The sequence below is a fragment of the Paenibacillus sp. 10L310 genome, assembly GCF_056395745.1.
The window spans coordinates 86,787-103,352 of sequence record NZ_JBFTKC010000017.1 but is presented as its reverse complement, the minus strand read 5'-3'; the positions used below and the strand labels follow the sequence as shown (position 1 = coordinate 103,352).

Below are 16,566 nucleotides of genomic sequence, written 5' to 3'. Positions count from 1 at the left end.
GTTCGTTGTTACATGTATAAAGTTTTAAACACCTGTCCAAGGCAGGTGTTTTTCTAAGTAGCAGGCAACTGCAATACAGCTCTAAACCCTTCCCCACTGTCACTCGTGAGAATAAGCCTTCCCCGATGAGCCTTTGCAATCCTTGATACCATTGGAAGCCCCAAGCCATGTCCCTGGCGGGAGGGCCGTACACGTCCTGCGGCATAAGGGAGTACCACCACATCGTCCAGATACTCTTTTGGAATTCCTATCCCATCATCAGATACCACAAACTCACAACATAAATCCTCCGCTGAACGGCTCGTTTCCAGCACAATTGCACATCCATCCGGGTTATGCCTGATACTGTTATGTATCAGGTTCGTTACTGCACGATATAGTAATCGCTCATCCCCCATAACCTGAAGACTTTCGTCCTGAACATGAAGCGAGATCGGATAACGTTCATCCAGGCCATTGTTCAAAAAATCTGACACGACCTGTCTTGCCAGAACAGAGAGTCGAATCGACTTCAACTGCAAGGGCTGCATCTCATACTCCAGCATGGACACCAAATTCAGATCACTGACCAGTGACCGCAGACGTTCACCCTGGCGACGAATAATGGATGCCTGCTGTTTTTGCTCAGCTGGCAAATCCACTTGCTCTTCCAACTCGCTCGCGTAACCCAGAATCATGGACAATGGCGTCCGTATATCGTGAGAAATGCCTGCGATCCAGTTGGATCGAGCTTCATCTCTCGCTTTAAGAGCATCATCCTTATCCTGAAGCATGCGAGATGTTGAATTGATGCTTTGAGACAGATCATTAAATATACCCTTGGTCTCGACATGAACAGGCTCTTCCTTTGCCAGCGCATGAATGCCATTGATCAACGGTCGAATACTACGGATTACCCGTGTTCCAATTAATACGGATACCAGAAGAGCAAGAGCCACATTACACACCAATAATAGGATGATCCGAACAGGTAATGACTTAAGCCACTCTGCCAAAAAGTCGAACTGGTATTTTCCGTACGTATTCTTGGGGTAGCCTACGACCAATAATCCGTCGTTACGCTCCCACACATACACTGGGTATTCCATAAGATAATATCGGGAGAACTTCGCAACATCCGTCACGTTATAAGAGCGCGGGATTTCAGCCGGAAGCTGTTCGCTCCACTGTACCTTGCCCTGGGGATCAAGCAGCATAGCCCAAGCCTGATATGTATCCAGCAATTGCATTCCATCGCTGTCCAGCGCATATTCCCCCTGCTCTCCCTTGCTCAGGCCACTAGCCATCTGCTTCACAACCGCACCAGGGGAAGGCCCTTCATGAATTTCCTTGAAGATCAGCGAACCTAGCAGAATCAGATTGAATAGTAATAGCACCACAGATACCAGAATGGTTGATCCGACGAACCTTCTTAGAATTCGAACAACGCCATCCATTACCTAGACTCCTGAACCATCAATTTATAACCAAGTCCCCGTACCGTCAGCAGAAATATCGGTTTGGATGGATCTTCCTCAATCTTCTCCCGGATTCGCCGAACATGCACCATCAGGGTATTCTCATACCCATAACTCTCGTCTCCCCAGACGGCTTGACACAGGGCATCACTGGTTACAATTCGGCCCTGATTCTCATACAACTTGATCAGTATGGCATGCTCCTTAGCTGTCAATGGAAGCTCCCTGTCTGTCCTCTGTACAACAGCGCTCTCCAGATCAATGGTTTGTCCACCCAAACGAAATACAGGCAATCTCTCCACCGTATTGGAAGCATATACCCGCTTCAGAATAGCCATAAGCCGGAGAATCAACTCTCTTGGCAGAAAGGGCTTGACCATATAATCATCTGCTCCAAGCCCCAGACCGAGCAGTCGATCCTCATCTTCACCACGTGCAGACAGGAACAGAACAGGCATGTCCGAGAATGACCGGATCGAAGAGAGCAGAGAGAACCCATCTCCATCCGGAAGCATCACATCCAGAATAGCTGCATCCGGCTTTTCAAGTCTGCATACCGCCAAGGCATTCACGAAGTTAGCAGCCGTATAGATCCGAAAAAAACCTTCTTTCCGTAAAAAACGTTCAATCATTTCCCGTATTTCGGGCTCATCATCTACGATCAATATTTTCTTATTCTTCAATAATTCCATTGATATCACCCTTTTTATTATACATCATAAAGGCATTCATCCGATATTTTCCATTTCCATTTAAGGTAATTGTAAGGTTATCTTCAGCTACGAGCAAGAAGCCTGATCTATATTTAGAGCAACAGAGACATTAGTGAAATGGAGTTGAGATCAATGATAAACAGTTCCCCCATCGTGGAAACGCATAACCTGTCCAAATCTTATGGCGGTACTAACCGCGTACATCAGGTCAATCTGGCAGTTGAGACGGGACAGATTTTTGGCTTCCTGGGTCCTAACGGAGCAGGCAAAACAACCACATTAAAAATGCTGTTGGGTTTGATCAAACCTACCGAAGGCACTGTAAAGGTGTTTGGCAAAGATCTGAATAAACATCGCCCTTCCATTCTGAATCAGACAGGTTCACTGATCGAATCTCCATCTTATTACGGCCACTTGACTGGACTTGAGAATATGAAAGTCATGCAGCGACTACGGAACGTACCGAATAAAAATATTGATGAAGCTCTCAAAATTGTTCGACTTGAAAATCAAAAACATAAACAGGCCGATCAGTATTCGCTGGGGATGAAGCAAAGACTCGGTATTGCCATGGCCCTGCTTGCCTTTCCAAGCCTGCTTATTCTGGATGAACCTACGAACGGACTTGATCCGTCCGGGATCGGTGAGATCAGGGAATTGATCAAGTCCCTTCCAGGTCAATACGGCATAACAGTCCTGCTATCAAGCCACCTGTTATCAGAGATCGAACAGATTGCTACCTCAGTCGGCATTATCAGTGATGGCAAACTTCTGTTTCAGGGAAGCATGCAGAGTCTTCAGGCCAATAACAAGGCTACCATACGTTTTCAGACGACGGATACGGCAAGGGCGGAAAAAATCCTTTTGACTCAAGGCTACATGCCTACAGTCCAGGGCAAACAACTGGTGTTCGACTACCTTCGTGACGAAGAAGTCTCGCAGATGAATAAAGTGCTGGTACAACACGATATTCCTGTGATTCGTATCGAGGAATACAAGAAAAGTCTGGAAGGTATATTCCTGGATCTGACCGGAAAGGAGCGGAGCCTGTAATGAAAGCTCTATCCCTAGAGTATTTTAAAATCCGCCGCAAAAAGATCTGGGTCATGCTATCTCTTTTTCTGGCCGCTGAGATGATTTGGGCCTCCATGTCCATGAGTATCTCCATCTCCCGAAGTGCAGCCAATGCGAGCTGGGAAGCCTTGATCTTCAGCATCGCTTCCATGAACGGTCTGTTTCTGCCCATTATATCGGCTATCGTTGTATCCCGCATCTGTGATATGGAGCATAAGGGGAACACCTGGAAGATGCTAATGACGACCAACACCGGACGTAATCATGTCTACACAGCCAAATACATATGTGCGAACAGCCTGATCCTTTATGGTATCCTTGCGCAAGCTGTGTTCATTGTCGGTTTCGGTTTATCCAAAAATATTTCCGGTCCGCTGCCACTTTCCCTGCTTGTGCAGTTCGCTATAGGCACAATGCTAACTACACTCGCCATCACCGCTCTTCAGCAATGGTTGTCTCTTACAGTACGCAATCAGGCTTTTGCGTTATGTCTGGGTATGCTGGGCGGATTCATCGGAACAACATCGGGGTTGTTTCCAGCAGGTGTACGTCACCTTTTCATCTGGTCTTACTACATGGATCTGAATCCAGTCACTTATATTTACAGCGCATCTTCGGGTACCTATGTATCGGGTATGCTGCCTGTCGGTCTTTTCTTAGCCGCCTTGTTGATGGCTGCCATCTTCTATTTTGCAGGGAATATTCATGCTTCAAGACAAGAGATTTGAGGAGGGGAACACATGCTGAGGAGCATTTCCGCAGAATGGCTTAAACTTCGGCATTCCCGGATCAGCCTGGTACTGGCCATTCTGCCTATTATCAGTCTGCTTATCGGATGCTTTAACTTTTATTTCAATCAAGCGGCTTTACAAAACGGGTGGTACAGCCTGTGGACACAGGTCAGTTTGTTTTACGGAGAATTCTTCCTGCCCATCCTGATCGCTATCTGTTGTGCCTTTGTATGCCGCCTGGAACACAGCAATCGCAACTGGAATATGATTCTGGCTTCTCCTGTGTCAGTCACCAGCCTATTTGTTGCCAAGTTGGTCATTGTTGGCATATTGATCTTCTCGGCTCAAGCCTTCTTCATGCTCATGTACTGGGCAGCAGGCAAACTGTTCGTCATTCCGGGTCCGTTCCCGATGGAGACCGTCGTATGGAGCCTGCGAGGATGGTTTGCCGCTATCTCTATTGCTGCACTGCAACTAGGGTTGTCGATCCGGATAAGAAGCTTTGCGACGCCAATTGGCATCAGCCTTTGTGCAGTCTTTCTGGGACTAGGCATGTATGTGCTGAAAATCGGCATGTTATTCCCCTACTCCTTGTTAACTATAGGCATGGGCGTTCTGAGTCAAAAGGGACTGAAATCCTCGGAGAATATCGTCTTTCTTTTCATGAACAGTCTCTTTATCCTTCTGTTTGCTACCTGGTCGATCCGCCGCCTGAAATATAAAGACATCGCATCGTCCTAAATTTACCGAGATCAAAGGAGGACAAGAACATGAAAAAAGCATTCACTATTCTCGCATTGGTACTCGTTATTCTGACTTGCCTGTGGCTCTTCTTCATGGACCCTGCTAAATTGACTCCCGATAACCCTGCCGGCAAAACAACCTACTATACCACTGTGAATCAGACTACAGTCAACAAGGATGACAATGGCAGATATGCTTATGAACTGATCGGCTATACAGACGAAGGAAAATCAAAAACACTAAGCTTCTCCACCAGTAAGCTACTCAAAAATGGGGCCTATCTGAAACTATATGTATCCACGCTGCGTGGTGTTACACACTGGGAAGAGGTCACAGCGGACGATCTGCCGGGGCAAGCCAAGCAGTTAACCTCTAAATAGAAAAAAGATGCGTATCTATATCTCCATTGATATTTGCATAACAAAAAGAGCCTTGCCCCATTACTTCAAGGGTGGCTCTTTTAGGTTATGCCAATGCCATCTGCAGCGCAGTCAGCGCAATCCCGATAACAAATCCGGTAACGGCTCCGTTGATCCGAATCCATTGCAGATCCTGTCCAACCTTATCCTCAATCATCGAAACCAAAGTGGCATTGTCCATTTTGTCCACATTTTCTCGTACCAGTTTACCGATTTTGGAATGATTTTTCTCCAGCAGTGTTGTTACGCCATTTACGATCTTGGCATTCATGCCTGTCATCAACGCGTCATCTGCCCGCAGATCAACCAATACCCGCTCAATGGCAGGCAGTGCATACGTATCTACATACTGTCCATCTTCCATCGCGGCGAGCGCCTTGTCTCTCAGTTCGGTGAGTTTGTTCAGCACCGTTTGCTCTGCGTTCCAGCCCTCCAACATATTGTTCTTCCAACTGTTGATTCCATCTTGCATAGCCTCACTCATTGCCAGACGCACCGTCTGGGTACGTACCATATCAAGCACCTTGTATCTTAGAGCACTGCCTTCACGTTTCATATCCTCTACCCGATCGAAGAGATACCCTTGCAAAATGCCACCCAGACGCTCCTCGTTCATATAACCCAGGAACGCATTCATCGCAAACTGCATCAATCCGTTCATCTGAATGCCGCTGATGGCTTTCATGCCGCTTTCACCCAAAAACATGATCGTCTCGGGTTTAACCAGCCACTCCTCGGCTTGCTTCAGTCCGTAGTCCAGCGCTTTGGCGTCGTAACCCCGCTCTGTCATCTGATGGGCAGCCCGTTCCAGAATCGGACCCAGATCAAAGGCGCCCGCTTGTGACTTGATCTCACGTGCCACGAGCGGAGCAATCTGCTCTAACGGCAGACCAGCCAGAATTCGTTTGCAGAGCGTATCAATCATGATCTTGATCCCGTCACTGTGAAGCTCACGTGTCAACGTATCGAGCACCGTCTCTGCTGCTTTGAAATCTGCAATTTTCTCGGTAATGCTGTCTTTGTTGAGCAAGTTATTCTCTACTGCGGAGACCAGACCTTCCGTCATTTTATCCCGATTTTTCGGCAGCAATGCCGTATGCGGAATTGGAATGCCGAGCGGGTGACGGAATAATGCAGTAACTGCGAACCAGTCCGCAAGTCCACCCACGAGTCCCGCTTCAAATGATCCTACCAGCAACTTGCCAACCGGAACGCCCTGGAACGGCAAGGATGCAGCAAATCCTGCTCCCATTACCACGAGAGACCAGGCAGCTGCTTTTTTGGTTTGTTTAGGTTTAGCCATTATATTCTTGCTCCTTTATCGTTAATCGTACGGTCTGGTCTAAACCCGATTCCGTACTTCGTCTGTTCTTATGTAAACTCTCCAATTACAAAGTCTTGACTTCCATATTTCGTATACTTCATCTTATCACCCACAAGCGTCAAAACCAAACCTCTGGTTGAAGAAAAAAGATAATAGCGGCGTTTACTTCGTAAAATGGATCACTCCCTTTTCCAAGACCAGACAGATTTTAGTATAATGATTCAAGACGGCCCTTCGATATCGATTGGCTGCTGAACAGCAGGGTAATTACATAGTGGAACAATGAATCAATAAGAGGAGGAATTTCGGACCATGAAACACGTGCAGGACACAACCACGCTCTATAACGGAGTCAAAATGCCATGGCTGGGTTTTGGGGTATTCAAAGTTAAAGACGGAGACGAAGTCGTTCATGCTGTCAAAACAGCCATTCAAGCTGGTTATCGCAGCATCGACACTGCCAAAGCGTATAACAACGAAACAGGTGTCGCTCAGGGTATTCGTGAATCTGGAGTAGCTCGTGAGGATCTGTTCATTACCACTAAAGTATGGAATAGTGATCAGGGATATGAATCCACGCTGGCTGCCTTCGAAGCAAGCATGGAACGACTCGAACTGGAGTACCTGGATCTCTATCTTATCCACTGGCCGGTTAAGGGCAAGTACAAAGACACATGGCGAGCGCTGGAGAAACTCCATAAAGAAGGACGCATCCGCGCGATCGGTGTGAGCAACTTCCAGATTCACCATCTGGAAGACTTGATGATCGATGCCACGATCAAACCAGCAGTTAATCAGGTGGAGCTTCACCCACTATTGATTCAGTCAGAGCTTCGTGAGTACTGCAACAAACATCAGATTCAGATCGAAGCCTGGTCTCCGCTCGGACAAGGTCATCTGATGGATCATCCGTTGCTGAAGGATATCGCCGCCAAATACAGCAAGTCCCCCACACAAGTAATTCTGCGCTGGGATCTGCAGAACGGCATCGTGACCATACCAAAATCCGTTACGCCTGAGCGTATTCACGCAAATGCTGATCTCTATGATTTTGAGTTAACTTCGGAAGAAATAGAGCAGATTAACAGTCTGAACGAGAATAAACGATTTGGTTCTGATCCAGACAACTTTAACTTCTAATATAAGCAAATTAATTCGATTACACCCGCCTTCGATCTTAGAAGAGCGGGTGTTTTGGCATGTGATGTTATAGGCAAATTATTCTATGTTAAGAATGGAGGCGAGGTTCGTTATCCTCTTCAGGGCCAAAAGAAAAAAAATTTTTTTGACCGTTTAGAACTATTTCTTCTCCTCACCAGTCTAACGAGTGTCAAGCGAACTCAAGCACTTCTATAGAAACCAGGCCTGGAACGAGCGGTGACTTGAATATTTAGGTTGATCAGGGGGGATCAGGAGTGATTAGACTGAACCATAGAAAGACAAAAGAAGAACAGTTCAGCGAAAAAATAACAGAGATTCAAAATAAATTATATCGACTAGCATACTGCTATGTTAAAAATGAACAAGAAGCGCTGGATATCGTATCCGAAGCGGTCTATAAAGGGTACATCGCTTATGGAAAGATGGAGTCCATGACTTATTTTGATTCCTGGATGTCACGAATTGTGATTAACACAGCGATAGATCATATTCGACGTAACCAGCGAGTGACCTATATGGAGGATCATGTGCAGGAGTTTGTGGCTCCAGAGCGAGGGGCGTCCGTGGAAGAGAAAATGGATCTGTATGACGCACTGGATCGACTCGTGCCCGAAGATAGAGCCTATATTATATTAAAGTTCTTTGGTAATATGCGTTTCCGGGAGATCGCTGAAGTGCTCTCCCTGTCGGAGAATACCGTTAAGTCAAAATTCTATCGGATTATCAACAAATTAAAAATGGATTTAATTGAAGGAGAGGTTGAGAACGTATGACAGGAAAAGATCGTTACGAAAATATTGAAATCCCTGCTCAACTTACTGAAGTTATTCATCATGCACAGAAAAGAGCCACTGCTCGCAAGAATTCATCTCGAATGATTCGTTATGCCTCAGTCATAGCGGCATGTGCTGCTTTTCTCTTCGTGGTGAACATCCCTTCCGTAGCAAACGCCATGTCCAAAATACCTGTGGTTGGATCTATTGTTCAGGTGTTGCAATTTGGCGATGGAGGCAAAGTTACAGATGGAGTAACTGTGGGATCGGAAGCAACCGAAAATACGCTTAAAATCAATTTTAGCACCGACGATCAAAATCAGACTAATGATGCGCCCCATTATAATGTGGTACACAAAGAAGCACCGAATCGTATCCTCTTCACTTTTAGCGGTGCACGTTACATGGATATAAAGAAAGTCAAAGCCGACTTCATGACCCAGCCTTTAGTGAAAGATGTTTATGGTTCCATGATTTTAGACGACTCTTCCGTCGGATTCGTAGTTGTTTTAAAAGAAGGGGTACAGTATGCCGTAACGGAATTCAAGAATCCTGGATACCTGGAAGTGAAACTGACTTCCGACGGCAAATCGGTCACACCTCGGAAGGTATACTCTCTCCGCACAGAATCAATGCCTTTTGGAGAATCGATGGGTATAATTAAAGAATCCTATCCGGATGAGGACATTTCTTTCCTCAAAACGTCCACTGGTGAGTTTACAGCAGTTATTGGAGAATATCTTACCGCTGAAGAAGCTGAACAGAAGCTCAAAGAACTCGCTCAGCAACCGGATTATCATGAGGAGTTTTATGTGGACAGCTGGATGAGTAACGAGAATCCGAAGTGAATAGTCATTGCCAAAAGTGATGCTTATTCAAAAGGGAATGATCTATCCCTGAACTAGGCATAGACCTCAGCATACTTTATACGCTCAATCCAAAAAAATCCCGATTCGGATGCCCTGAGCATCTCGGATCGGGATTTTCACATATCAAAACCTATTCGCTTTTGGATACAAGCTTGAAATCATCAAAGTGGAAACCTGGCGCTACTACGCAAGTTACCAGTACAGGCTCATCGCCCAGCGGACGCGCTGTCTGCCATACGCCGGCAGGAACGAGCACCTGTGGTGATTGCCCCGCAGCAATATCCATCCCCAGAACAAGAACTTCCTCGTTCTCCGGGTTCTCCCCATTGCCACCCAGCTTCAGTTCAACTGGACTGCCGCTGTGCCACAGCCAAAGTTCATCGGACAGAACCGTATGCCACTCGGAGATTTCATGTGCGTGCAGCAGGAAATACGTGGAACTTGCCGAGAATCGTGGACCGGAGTATGTATCCGGCAGAACGGACTGTGGAATCTGATAAGACGCCTTCCATTCTTCCTTATACCAACCGCCTTCAACGTGAGGTTGCATATTGAGCGCAGCAACCAATGGCGATAATTCATGTGTCGTCATAACCTGTTTCCTTCCTTCCAAATCATATTGAAGGCACTCCTTAACCAGAGTTTCGCCTCTCTCCCCCTACTCTAAAACATCATTCAAGTTTTGTCACCTTGACAGCACATAAGTACCATGCCGAATTCATTCTCTCGGTATTTAACGATAGGATTAAAGAAATATTTCATTTCCAATGATAGCGTTTACAAAAAGATGGATGTTCCGTTATGATATGGATATCGTTGTTAATCCGTGAAGCAGAGGGGAGCTATACCATGAGTCTCATAGAAGACCGGATTGGACCCAAATACCGAATCGGTGAACATTCATTTACCATTGAACATATGCGCAGACATGATGGGAATGGTATGCCACAACCTCACGCTCATCCATTCTACGAACTGTATTACTTACTTGAAGGTGAACGAGTGTATTCCATGAATGGTCAGATTCTGTCCGCCCGCAAGGGTGATTTCATTCTGATTAATCCACACGATGTACATACCACCTCCAAAGGAAGTATTCCCGGCTTCGAACGGATATTAATCGGTTTTTCTCCTGCTTTTGCAACGGGGATGGAACTTGGCATATGTGGTCTGCTGCCTTTTAATTGTTCAAGACTCCTTCGCCTGCCTGAAGCGGAACAGCCCGAGATGGAGCGTATATTGTGGCAGATGCTGCAAGAATGCAAAGAGCGACGCCCTCACTATGAGATCGCCGTAAGAAGTCTGCTTGCCCAACTTTTGATCCGTATTCATCGGGTAGAGGAGGACATCCGGCAGTCATGCCCCGGTCCCTTGCATCCAATGCAGGACAAAATCAGTGAAATTGTCACTTATGTGAATAAAAACTATACCGAACCACTTACACTGGAGGGTGCAGCCAATCGTTTTTATATCAGTCCATCCTATCTGAGCCGAATGTTCAGCCGGTTTACCGGGTTTCGATTTAGCGAATATTTGCGGGTTGTTCGTGTCCGGGAAGCACAACGAAGATTACTGTCCACACAAGAGCGTGTCCAGATGATCGCTGAGAAGGTAGGATTTGAACATACGGCTCATTTTAACAAAACATTCAAACAGGTTACCGGTACAACACCGCTGCGCTATCGTAAGGAACACCGGTAGATCATCAGATAACTTCATATAAAAGCCGAGTGGGTAGCCTCGCTCCAGAGATTACGCATTCCTTATATCAAAAGGCATCACGATTACTGGATCATGGCTGCACCACTACGGCTGAATTGGACCAAATTGTATAACCCTACTACATACTTTTTATCTGCGAATGATCACACCACTTCGTACCTCGGGACCCACAGAGATCTGACGACCGTCTGTGTCTGCATCGCCTTCACGACATACAATGCCTGCGGACTCGTGTCCGGTCACCATCAGAAGTCGGCCATCCGCACCTTTTCCCTGAATGCTCTCTAGCTCCGCCCCTTTGCACTGGTGCAAATGAACCAATGGACCTTCGGTGATCTGCGCTTGCAATTCAGCGATATGCAGATGTTTCGCATGAGCACATTGGATACCACTGCGAGCTTGCACGTTGTAACGCTGGATGATCACCCCATCCAAAGGCTGTTCCGGCAATCCACTCACAAGCAACGCAGTGTCGGCACCCGCACAGATCACATCCGATATTCGAATATCTCGGAACACTGGCGTCTCTTCGCTAATCTCCTGAGATAGATCACTGCCCCGGGCAGACCCTTCCTGATTTGCATAGAAAAAGGAAAACGAGATCGCTTCCATAATGATATCTTTCATATATATGCGCTCAATCTGAATGTCCTCAACCACTCCGCCGCGCCCACGTGCGCTTTTGAAGCGAAGTCCAATGTCCGTTCCGATAAACGTACAATCCGACACACGCACATGCCGCACTCCACCGGACATTTCACTGCCAATTACAAACCCGCCATGACCGTGATACACCGTGCAATCCCGAATGGTGATGTACTCCGATGGAAGACCCAGTTCACGGCCTTCGGCATCCTTGCCTGATTTCAGACAGATCGCATCATCACCGACATCGAATACACTATTCTCCACCACCACATGACGGCAGGATTCAACGTCCAGCCCATCTCCATTCTGAGAAAACCACGGATTCCGCACACTCACGTTACGAATGGTGACATGCTCAGATGCCCAGGGGTGCAGATTCCATGCAGGCGAGTTCTGAAACGTTGGACCGTCCAGCAGTACCCGTTTGCATCTCCGTAAACTGACCATGTTGGGACGTAAAAAGTCTCTGACTTCTTCATAGGCAGCGACATCACGCACCTGCTCCTGATGCAATCGATTCGCGATGGTGCCACCCTCAAGTGCAGCTGCGGTAGGCCACCAGATTTCTTCATCTCCGCCGGATTGCTCTACAACACCACCGGAAGCGACCAATTGGTTCCATTGTGAAGTGGTCATTTTGGAGCGTTTCACCGGACGCCATGCCTCCCCGCCCCCATCCCATATCCCCTCACCAGTAATCGCAATATCCTCCAGTTGATCACCATCGATCGGGGATTGGCAACGGACCACCTGCCATCCTTCGAAGCTTGATGCAATTAATGGGTATTGATCAAAATCTCGGCTAAACGTAACCAGTGCCCCTGCTTCCACATGTAGTTCGATCCGGCTACGCATTACAATCGGACCTGTGAGCCATACCCCGGCAGGAATTACGATTCTCCCACCTCCTGCTTCAGCACATGAAGCGATGGCAAGTCGGAACATCTCCGTATTATCTGTTACGCCGTCTCCAACAGCTCCATAGTCTGTAAGCTGAAAATCCTGAGCAGGAATGACGGGCAAATTAGCTTCATAAGCTCGAACATCGGACTGGGCACTTGCTCCTGTCGACATTGGGGAGTGATATGTATTCATCGTGCAGAATCATCCTCTCTACATGTAATGGAATTGTTATGGGATCAATACATCGCTTTTACTTTCCTTACTTACGTTCAAACGGACGCTCTCTCGCTCCATCATATCAATGGCATGACGTGTAGGGTTGAGCTTTTTTGCCATGTACACGTGGAACTTGATGCTATTTGTTTTGTTAATCAGAGTCATAAATCAAACATCACTTTCAGTATACTCTATACAACTATTCCAAAGGTTGGAAAGAAACTAGGAGAATAGATTCATTTTTCTGTCAGGATTCGTCACAAGGCATTTAATAACATGACAGATATATAACATATTTTCTGGCTATAGCCCTAGGGAACCCATTACTTATGTCATGTTTTATCACAAACCAATTGCCATAAGCAGGATGACTATGTATGATTAAATAACTAGTTTCAATTTATTCCTTATTATTCCTTTTACACACAGACGTTGCAGAAAGGATGGGGTGTACTCTTGATTGAATTTAGGGGTGTCCAGAAACATTTCGGTCATTTTCATGTCCTCAAGGATATCCATCTTCACATTGAAGAAGGAGAAGTCGTCGTCATTATCGGACCTTCCGGCTCCGGCAAAAGCACGTTACTCCGCTGTATTAACCGCCTGGAGACCATTACCGAAGGTGAACTTGTCGTCAGTGGGATTCCTCTACATCAGAAAAAGGTGGACATTAACCTCTTCCGCCGTGACATCGGCATGGTATTTCAACACTTCAATCTTTATCCTCACAAAAAAGTCATCGATAACATTACCCTTGCACCCATGAAGGTGCGCAAACAACCCAAAGAACAAGCAGCCGCAACAGCAATGAAGTATCTGACCCGAGTGGGCATTGCCGACAAAGCAGACAGTTATCCCTCCCAGTTGTCCGGTGGACAGCAACAAAGGGTAGCCATCGCCAGAGGACTCGCCATGGAGCCCAAAATCATGCTTTTTGACGAACCTACCTCTGCTCTCGATCCCGAGATGATCGGGGAAGTCCTCGATGTTATGCGTTCCCTTGCCCATAATGGCATGACCATGGTCGTCGTTACCCATGAGATGGGATTCGCCCGTGAAGTTGCGGACCGGGTCATCTTCATGGACGAAGGCCGAATTGTAGAAGAGGCCAACGCTACTGAATTTTTTGACAACCCCAGAGAAGAACGAGCACAGCAATTCCTGAGCCGTCTGATTCATCATTGAGAATAATCCACTATTCCATTTTGAAAGGGGTCTTTTATTCATGAAGAAATTATTGAAATGGCCATCATTTATGCTTGTCCTCATTCTCTCCCTTGTATTGTCAGGTTGTAGCACAGGTACAGATACACCTTCAGCGAGCGGTGGTGGCGATGCTGTGGCGAAAGGCACGATTGAGCGGATTAAGGAACGCGGCAAGCTCATCGCCGGTGTGAAATACGATACGAAGCTGTTTGGCTTGAAAGATCCCGCAAGTGGCAACGTTGAAGGATTCGATATTGATATCGCCAAAGCACTCGCCAAACAAATCCTTGGAGATGAGACCAAGGTCGAACTGAAAGAGGTCACTTCCAAGACACGTATTCCCATGCTGCAAAATGGAGACATCGACATCATCATCGCCACGATGACAATTACGGATGAGCGTAAGGAACAGGTAGATTTCAGTGATGTTTATTTCGAGGCAGGCCAATCCCTGCTGGTGAAAAACGACAGTGCGATTACCGGCCTGGAAAGCCTCAGCGGGGTGAAAGTACTCGCGGTGAAAGGCTCCACATCCGCTCAGAACATTCGCGAGAAAGCCCCGGATGCTGAGGTGCTTGAATTCGATAACTATCAGGATGCATTCACTGCTCTCAAAGCAGGTAAAGGCGAAGCGCTGACCACAGATAACATCATCCTCATCGGTATGCAACAGACGGATAACAGCTTCCAATTGGTTGGTGGCAATTTCACAAGCGAACCTTATGGTATGGCCATTCGCAAAGGTGACACTGCCTTCGTGGAGGAAGTCAACACGCTGCTCAAAAGCATGAAAGACAGCGGGGAATATGACACATTACATGAGAAATGGCTCGGCTCCAAGCCCGAGTAACCCGAATTAAGATAGGTAAGCGGCGAATTCGTCTGCTGGATGCGAAGCATGAGCAGACGTAATCGCCGTTTCTACATCTGGAGAACGGAGGCTTCGCCTATATGGGCACATTGGATTTCAGCGTACTGATGCGACACTCGGATCGTTTTCTGGAAGGGTTCCTGAATACGATTCAAGTGAGCATTATGGCTCTCATTGGCAGCTTTATCCTTGGCGCGATCCTGGCTATCTTTCGGATATCCCCTGTGAAACCGCTGAACTGGATCGGCACGGCTTTTGTGGAATTTATCCGAAACATCCCATTGCTGCTGGTTGTGTTTTTCTTCTATCTTGGACTGCCTGCACTAGGCATCTCGCTGGATGGGTTTGTCTCCGGTACTCTGGGTCTGACCATCTACACCGCCGCTTTCATTGCCGAAGCGATCCGAGCGGGCATTCAGACCGTGCCGCGTGGACAACTGGAAGCAGCAAGGTCTTCCGGCTTGTCCTATGTACAGGCCATGAACCTGATCATTCTGCCCCAGGCCATCAAGATTGTACTGCCGTCCATCGGCAACCAGTTCATCAATTTGGTCAAAAACTCATCCATTCTTGCCGTTGTCGCCGGTATGGATCTTATGTATTTTGCCGACCTAGTTAACTCGGATACGTTCCAACCGCTAAGTGTGTACACCATTGTTGCGCTGTTCTATCTGGTGCTGACACTACCACTTAGCTTCCTGGTGCATTATATGGAGCGCAGGTTTGGACAGAGCGATGCAGAAGCGCGCAGCACCAAAGGCAAACCGAAAAAGAACAAACCGGCAGGTCAGGTTACCATGTAACAGATTGACTTGTACCTGCGCAGATTTTTAGGGAGATATATTGGCTTGTCCATGCCCCATCTATTGATCTTCGATATTCCATTCCTGCACACAGAAGGAGGCTAATAAAATATGGACTTTAGCGGGGCCTATGCGTGGCCCAACCTTCGTTTCCTGCTTCAAGGATTCCTGATTACCCTGCAGGTAGCAGGGCTATCCATTATATTCAGCTTTGTGCTCGGCACTGTGCTGGGTACGATCCGGTTTACCCGTATCCCTGTTCTGTCACAGATCGTGGCAGTGATCGTGGACACGATCCGAAATCTGCCGCTGTTGCTCATCATTTTCTTCATCCACATGGTACTTCCACAGCTCGGGATTAAAATGTCCGTCTTCTGGTCCACAGTTGTTGGACTGAGTCTGTTTGAAGGCACGATGATCGCTGAGATCGTCCGTAGCGGTCTGAAGTCTGTTGAGCGCGGTCAGGTGGAAGCTGCCCGCTCCTCGGGCCTGAGTTACATGCAGACTCTCGGTGGCATCATCATGCCACAGGCGCTACGCCGCATGTCCCCGCCGATGGTAAGCCAATTCATCTCACTCCTGAAGGATACTTCACTGGCGATCATCATCTCTCTGCCGGAGCTGATGCACAACGTGCAGATCCTTGGCGGTCAAAGTTTCGATTACATTATCCCGGCCCTGCTGCTTGCAGCCGCATTGTATTTTGTCATCAACTACGCGCTGTCCATTGTCGCAAGGCGACTTGAGGCACGGATGAATTGATAATCGGAGAGAATAAGGCATGAAAGAAAAATGAAGGAACAACTAGGAACATCAAGGAACCGAGACCCCCTGATTGATCAGATATGAAGAAATGAACTTGAAGGAAAGAACCTAATAGATGAAAAGAATGAGAACGCCCCAAAAACTCTAAATTCACCTATGCTATGCAG

General features: G+C 47.1%; 17 protein-coding genes. 12 read left to right on the top strand and 5 right to left on the bottom strand.

Going from position 1 to position 16,566, the window contains the following annotated elements:
• Nucleotides 1-53: 53 nt before the first annotated feature.
• Both AC1DE7_RS25850 and AC1DE7_RS25845 read right to left on the bottom strand, forming a co-directional pair.
• Nucleotides 54-1,436, bottom strand: a complete 1,383-nt coding sequence (locus tag AC1DE7_RS25850) for a sensor histidine kinase (protein ID WP_076329727.1) — start codon at nt 1,434-1,436, stop codon at nt 54-56.
• On the bottom strand, nt 1,436-2,149 hold the full coding sequence (locus AC1DE7_RS25845) for a response regulator transcription factor (protein ID WP_477535480.1): 714 nt from the start codon (nt 2,147-2,149) through the stop codon (nt 1,436-1,438). The genes AC1DE7_RS25850 and AC1DE7_RS25845 overlap by 1 nt, the downstream gene beginning before the upstream one ends.
• Nucleotides 2,150-2,302: 153 nt before the next feature.
• Here AC1DE7_RS25845 and AC1DE7_RS25840 point away from each other — a divergent pair, with 153 nt between their 5' ends.
• Genes AC1DE7_RS25840 through AC1DE7_RS25825 form a run of 4 tightly spaced genes read left to right on the top strand, consistent with a single transcriptional unit; the run spans nt 2,303 to nt 5,099 of the window.
• A complete protein-coding gene (locus tag AC1DE7_RS25840; RefSeq protein ID WP_370511453.1) occupies nt 2,303-3,223 on the top strand; it encodes an ABC transporter ATP-binding protein in 921 nt (306 codons plus the stop codon).
• Nucleotides 3,223-3,972, top strand: a complete 750-nt coding sequence (locus AC1DE7_RS25835) for an ABC transporter permease (RefSeq protein WP_282319592.1) — start codon at nt 3,223-3,225, stop codon at nt 3,970-3,972. The genes AC1DE7_RS25840 and AC1DE7_RS25835 overlap by 1 nt, the downstream gene beginning before the upstream one ends.
• A 12-nt stretch (nt 3,973-3,984) precedes the next feature.
• Nucleotides 3,985-4,716 (top strand): ABC transporter permease, encoded by a 732-nt coding sequence (locus AC1DE7_RS25830; RefSeq protein WP_477535479.1) that lies wholly within the window; start codon nt 3,985-3,987, stop codon nt 4,714-4,716.
• A 29-nt stretch (nt 4,717-4,745) separates the two neighbouring features.
• Nucleotides 4,746-5,099 (top strand): YxeA family protein, encoded by a 354-nt coding sequence (locus tag AC1DE7_RS25825; protein ID WP_036616662.1) that lies wholly within the window; start codon nt 4,746-4,748, stop codon nt 5,097-5,099.
• 85 nt (nt 5,100-5,184) lie between these two features.
• Here AC1DE7_RS25825 and AC1DE7_RS25820 read toward each other — a convergent pair whose 3' ends face one another.
• Nucleotides 5,185-6,441 (bottom strand): DUF445 domain-containing protein, encoded by a 1,257-nt coding sequence (locus AC1DE7_RS25820; RefSeq protein ID WP_477535478.1) that lies wholly within the window; start codon nt 6,439-6,441, stop codon nt 5,185-5,187.
• 333 nt (nt 6,442-6,774) lie between these two features.
• On the opposite strand from AC1DE7_RS25820, the gene AC1DE7_RS25815 reads away from it, so the two are divergent.
• The 3 genes from AC1DE7_RS25815 (at nt 6,775) to AC1DE7_RS25805 (ending at nt 9,244) form a co-directional block, all read left to right on the top strand.
• Nucleotides 6,775-7,602 carry an aldo/keto reductase gene (locus AC1DE7_RS25815; protein ID WP_477535477.1) on the top strand — a complete coding sequence of 276 codons (828 nt, stop codon included), beginning with the start codon at nt 6,775-6,777 and terminating at the stop codon, nt 7,600-7,602.
• 275 nt (nt 7,603-7,877) lie between these two features.
• Complete coding sequence (locus AC1DE7_RS25810; RefSeq protein WP_036673127.1) at nt 7,878-8,396, top strand: sigma-70 family RNA polymerase sigma factor; 519 nt, start codon at nt 7,878-7,880, stop codon at nt 8,394-8,396.
• Complete coding sequence (locus AC1DE7_RS25805) at nt 8,393-9,244, top strand: DUF4179 domain-containing protein (protein WP_477535476.1); 852 nt, start codon at nt 8,393-8,395, stop codon at nt 9,242-9,244. Before AC1DE7_RS25810 ends, AC1DE7_RS25805 begins: the two co-directional genes overlap by 4 nt.
• Nucleotides 9,245-9,395: 151 nt before the next feature.
• Here the strand turns inward: AC1DE7_RS25805 and AC1DE7_RS25800 are convergent, their stop codons facing one another.
• Nucleotides 9,396-9,857, bottom strand: a complete 462-nt coding sequence (locus AC1DE7_RS25800; protein ID WP_017691032.1) for a cupin domain-containing protein — start codon at nt 9,855-9,857, stop codon at nt 9,396-9,398.
• A 257-nt stretch (nt 9,858-10,114) separates the two neighbouring features.
• Here AC1DE7_RS25800 and AC1DE7_RS25795 point away from each other — a divergent pair, with 257 nt between their 5' ends.
• A complete protein-coding gene (locus tag AC1DE7_RS25795; RefSeq protein WP_036616653.1) occupies nt 10,115-10,966 on the top strand; it encodes an AraC family transcriptional regulator in 852 nt (283 codons plus the stop codon).
• Nucleotides 10,967-11,116: 150 nt separating this feature from the next.
• Here the strand turns inward: AC1DE7_RS25795 and AC1DE7_RS25790 are convergent, their stop codons facing one another.
• Nucleotides 11,117-12,730 carry a glycoside hydrolase family 28 protein gene (locus AC1DE7_RS25790; protein ID WP_477535475.1) on the bottom strand — a complete coding sequence of 538 codons (1,614 nt, stop codon included), beginning with the start codon at nt 12,728-12,730 and terminating at the stop codon, nt 11,117-11,119.
• A gap of 480 nt (nt 12,731-13,210) precedes the next feature.
• Here AC1DE7_RS25790 and AC1DE7_RS25785 point away from each other — a divergent pair, with 480 nt between their 5' ends.
• The 4 genes from AC1DE7_RS25785 (at nt 13,211) to AC1DE7_RS25770 (ending at nt 16,396) form a co-directional block, all read left to right on the top strand.
• Nucleotides 13,211-13,939, top strand: coding sequence for an amino acid ABC transporter ATP-binding protein (locus AC1DE7_RS25785; RefSeq protein WP_211084485.1), 729 nt, complete (start codon nt 13,211-13,213; stop codon nt 13,937-13,939).
• Nucleotides 13,940-13,979: 40 nt separating this feature from the next.
• Complete coding sequence (locus tag AC1DE7_RS25780) at nt 13,980-14,810, top strand: transporter substrate-binding domain-containing protein (RefSeq protein ID WP_477535474.1); 831 nt, start codon at nt 13,980-13,982, stop codon at nt 14,808-14,810.
• 101 nt (nt 14,811-14,911) lie between these two features.
• The gene (locus AC1DE7_RS25775; RefSeq protein WP_036616642.1) at nt 14,912-15,634 is read left to right on the top strand and encodes an amino acid ABC transporter permease; all 723 of its coding nucleotides are present in this window, start codon (nt 14,912-14,914) and stop codon (nt 15,632-15,634) included.
• Between the two features lie 111 nt (nt 15,635-15,745).
• Complete coding sequence (locus AC1DE7_RS25770; RefSeq protein WP_477535473.1) at nt 15,746-16,396, top strand: amino acid ABC transporter permease; 651 nt, start codon at nt 15,746-15,748, stop codon at nt 16,394-16,396.
• Nucleotides 16,397-16,566: the final 170 nt, after the last annotated feature.

Excerpts from the sequence above, each read along its gene's own strand:
- AC1DE7_RS25850 (WP_076329727.1), bottom strand. The coding sequence starts at position 1,436 with ATGGATGGCGTTGTTCGAATTCTAAGAAGGTTCGTCGGATCAACCATT.
- AC1DE7_RS25845 (WP_477535480.1), bottom strand. The coding sequence starts at position 2,149 with ATGGAATTATTGAAGAATAAGAAAATATTGATCGTAGATGATGAGCCC.
- AC1DE7_RS25840 (WP_370511453.1), top strand. The coding sequence starts at position 2,303 with ATGATAAACAGTTCCCCCATCGTGGAAACGCATAACCTGTCCAAATCT.
- AC1DE7_RS25835 (WP_282319592.1), top strand. The coding sequence starts at position 3,223 with ATGAAAGCTCTATCCCTAGAGTATTTTAAAATCCGCCGCAAAAAGATC.
- AC1DE7_RS25830 (WP_477535479.1), top strand. The coding sequence starts at position 3,985 with ATGCTGAGGAGCATTTCCGCAGAATGGCTTAAACTTCGGCATTCCCGG.
- AC1DE7_RS25825 (WP_036616662.1), top strand. The coding sequence starts at position 4,746 with ATGAAAAAAGCATTCACTATTCTCGCATTGGTACTCGTTATTCTGACT.
- AC1DE7_RS25820 (WP_477535478.1), bottom strand. The coding sequence starts at position 6,441 with ATGGCTAAACCTAAACAAACCAAAAAAGCAGCTGCCTGGTCTCTCGTG.
- AC1DE7_RS25815 (WP_477535477.1), top strand. The coding sequence starts at position 6,775 with ATGAAACACGTGCAGGACACAACCACGCTCTATAACGGAGTCAAAATG.
- AC1DE7_RS25805 (WP_477535476.1), top strand. The coding sequence starts at position 8,393 with ATGACAGGAAAAGATCGTTACGAAAATATTGAAATCCCTGCTCAACTT.
- AC1DE7_RS25800 (WP_017691032.1), bottom strand. The coding sequence starts at position 9,857 with ATGACGACACATGAATTATCGCCATTGGTTGCTGCGCTCAATATGCAA.
- AC1DE7_RS25795 (WP_036616653.1), top strand. The coding sequence starts at position 10,115 with ATGAGTCTCATAGAAGACCGGATTGGACCCAAATACCGAATCGGTGAA.
- AC1DE7_RS25790 (WP_477535475.1), bottom strand. The coding sequence starts at position 12,730 with ATGAATACATATCACTCCCCAATGTCGACAGGAGCAAGTGCCCAGTCC.
- AC1DE7_RS25780 (WP_477535474.1), top strand. The coding sequence starts at position 13,980 with ATGAAGAAATTATTGAAATGGCCATCATTTATGCTTGTCCTCATTCTC.
- AC1DE7_RS25775 (WP_036616642.1), top strand. The coding sequence starts at position 14,912 with ATGGGCACATTGGATTTCAGCGTACTGATGCGACACTCGGATCGTTTT.
- AC1DE7_RS25770 (WP_477535473.1), top strand. The coding sequence starts at position 15,746 with ATGGACTTTAGCGGGGCCTATGCGTGGCCCAACCTTCGTTTCCTGCTT.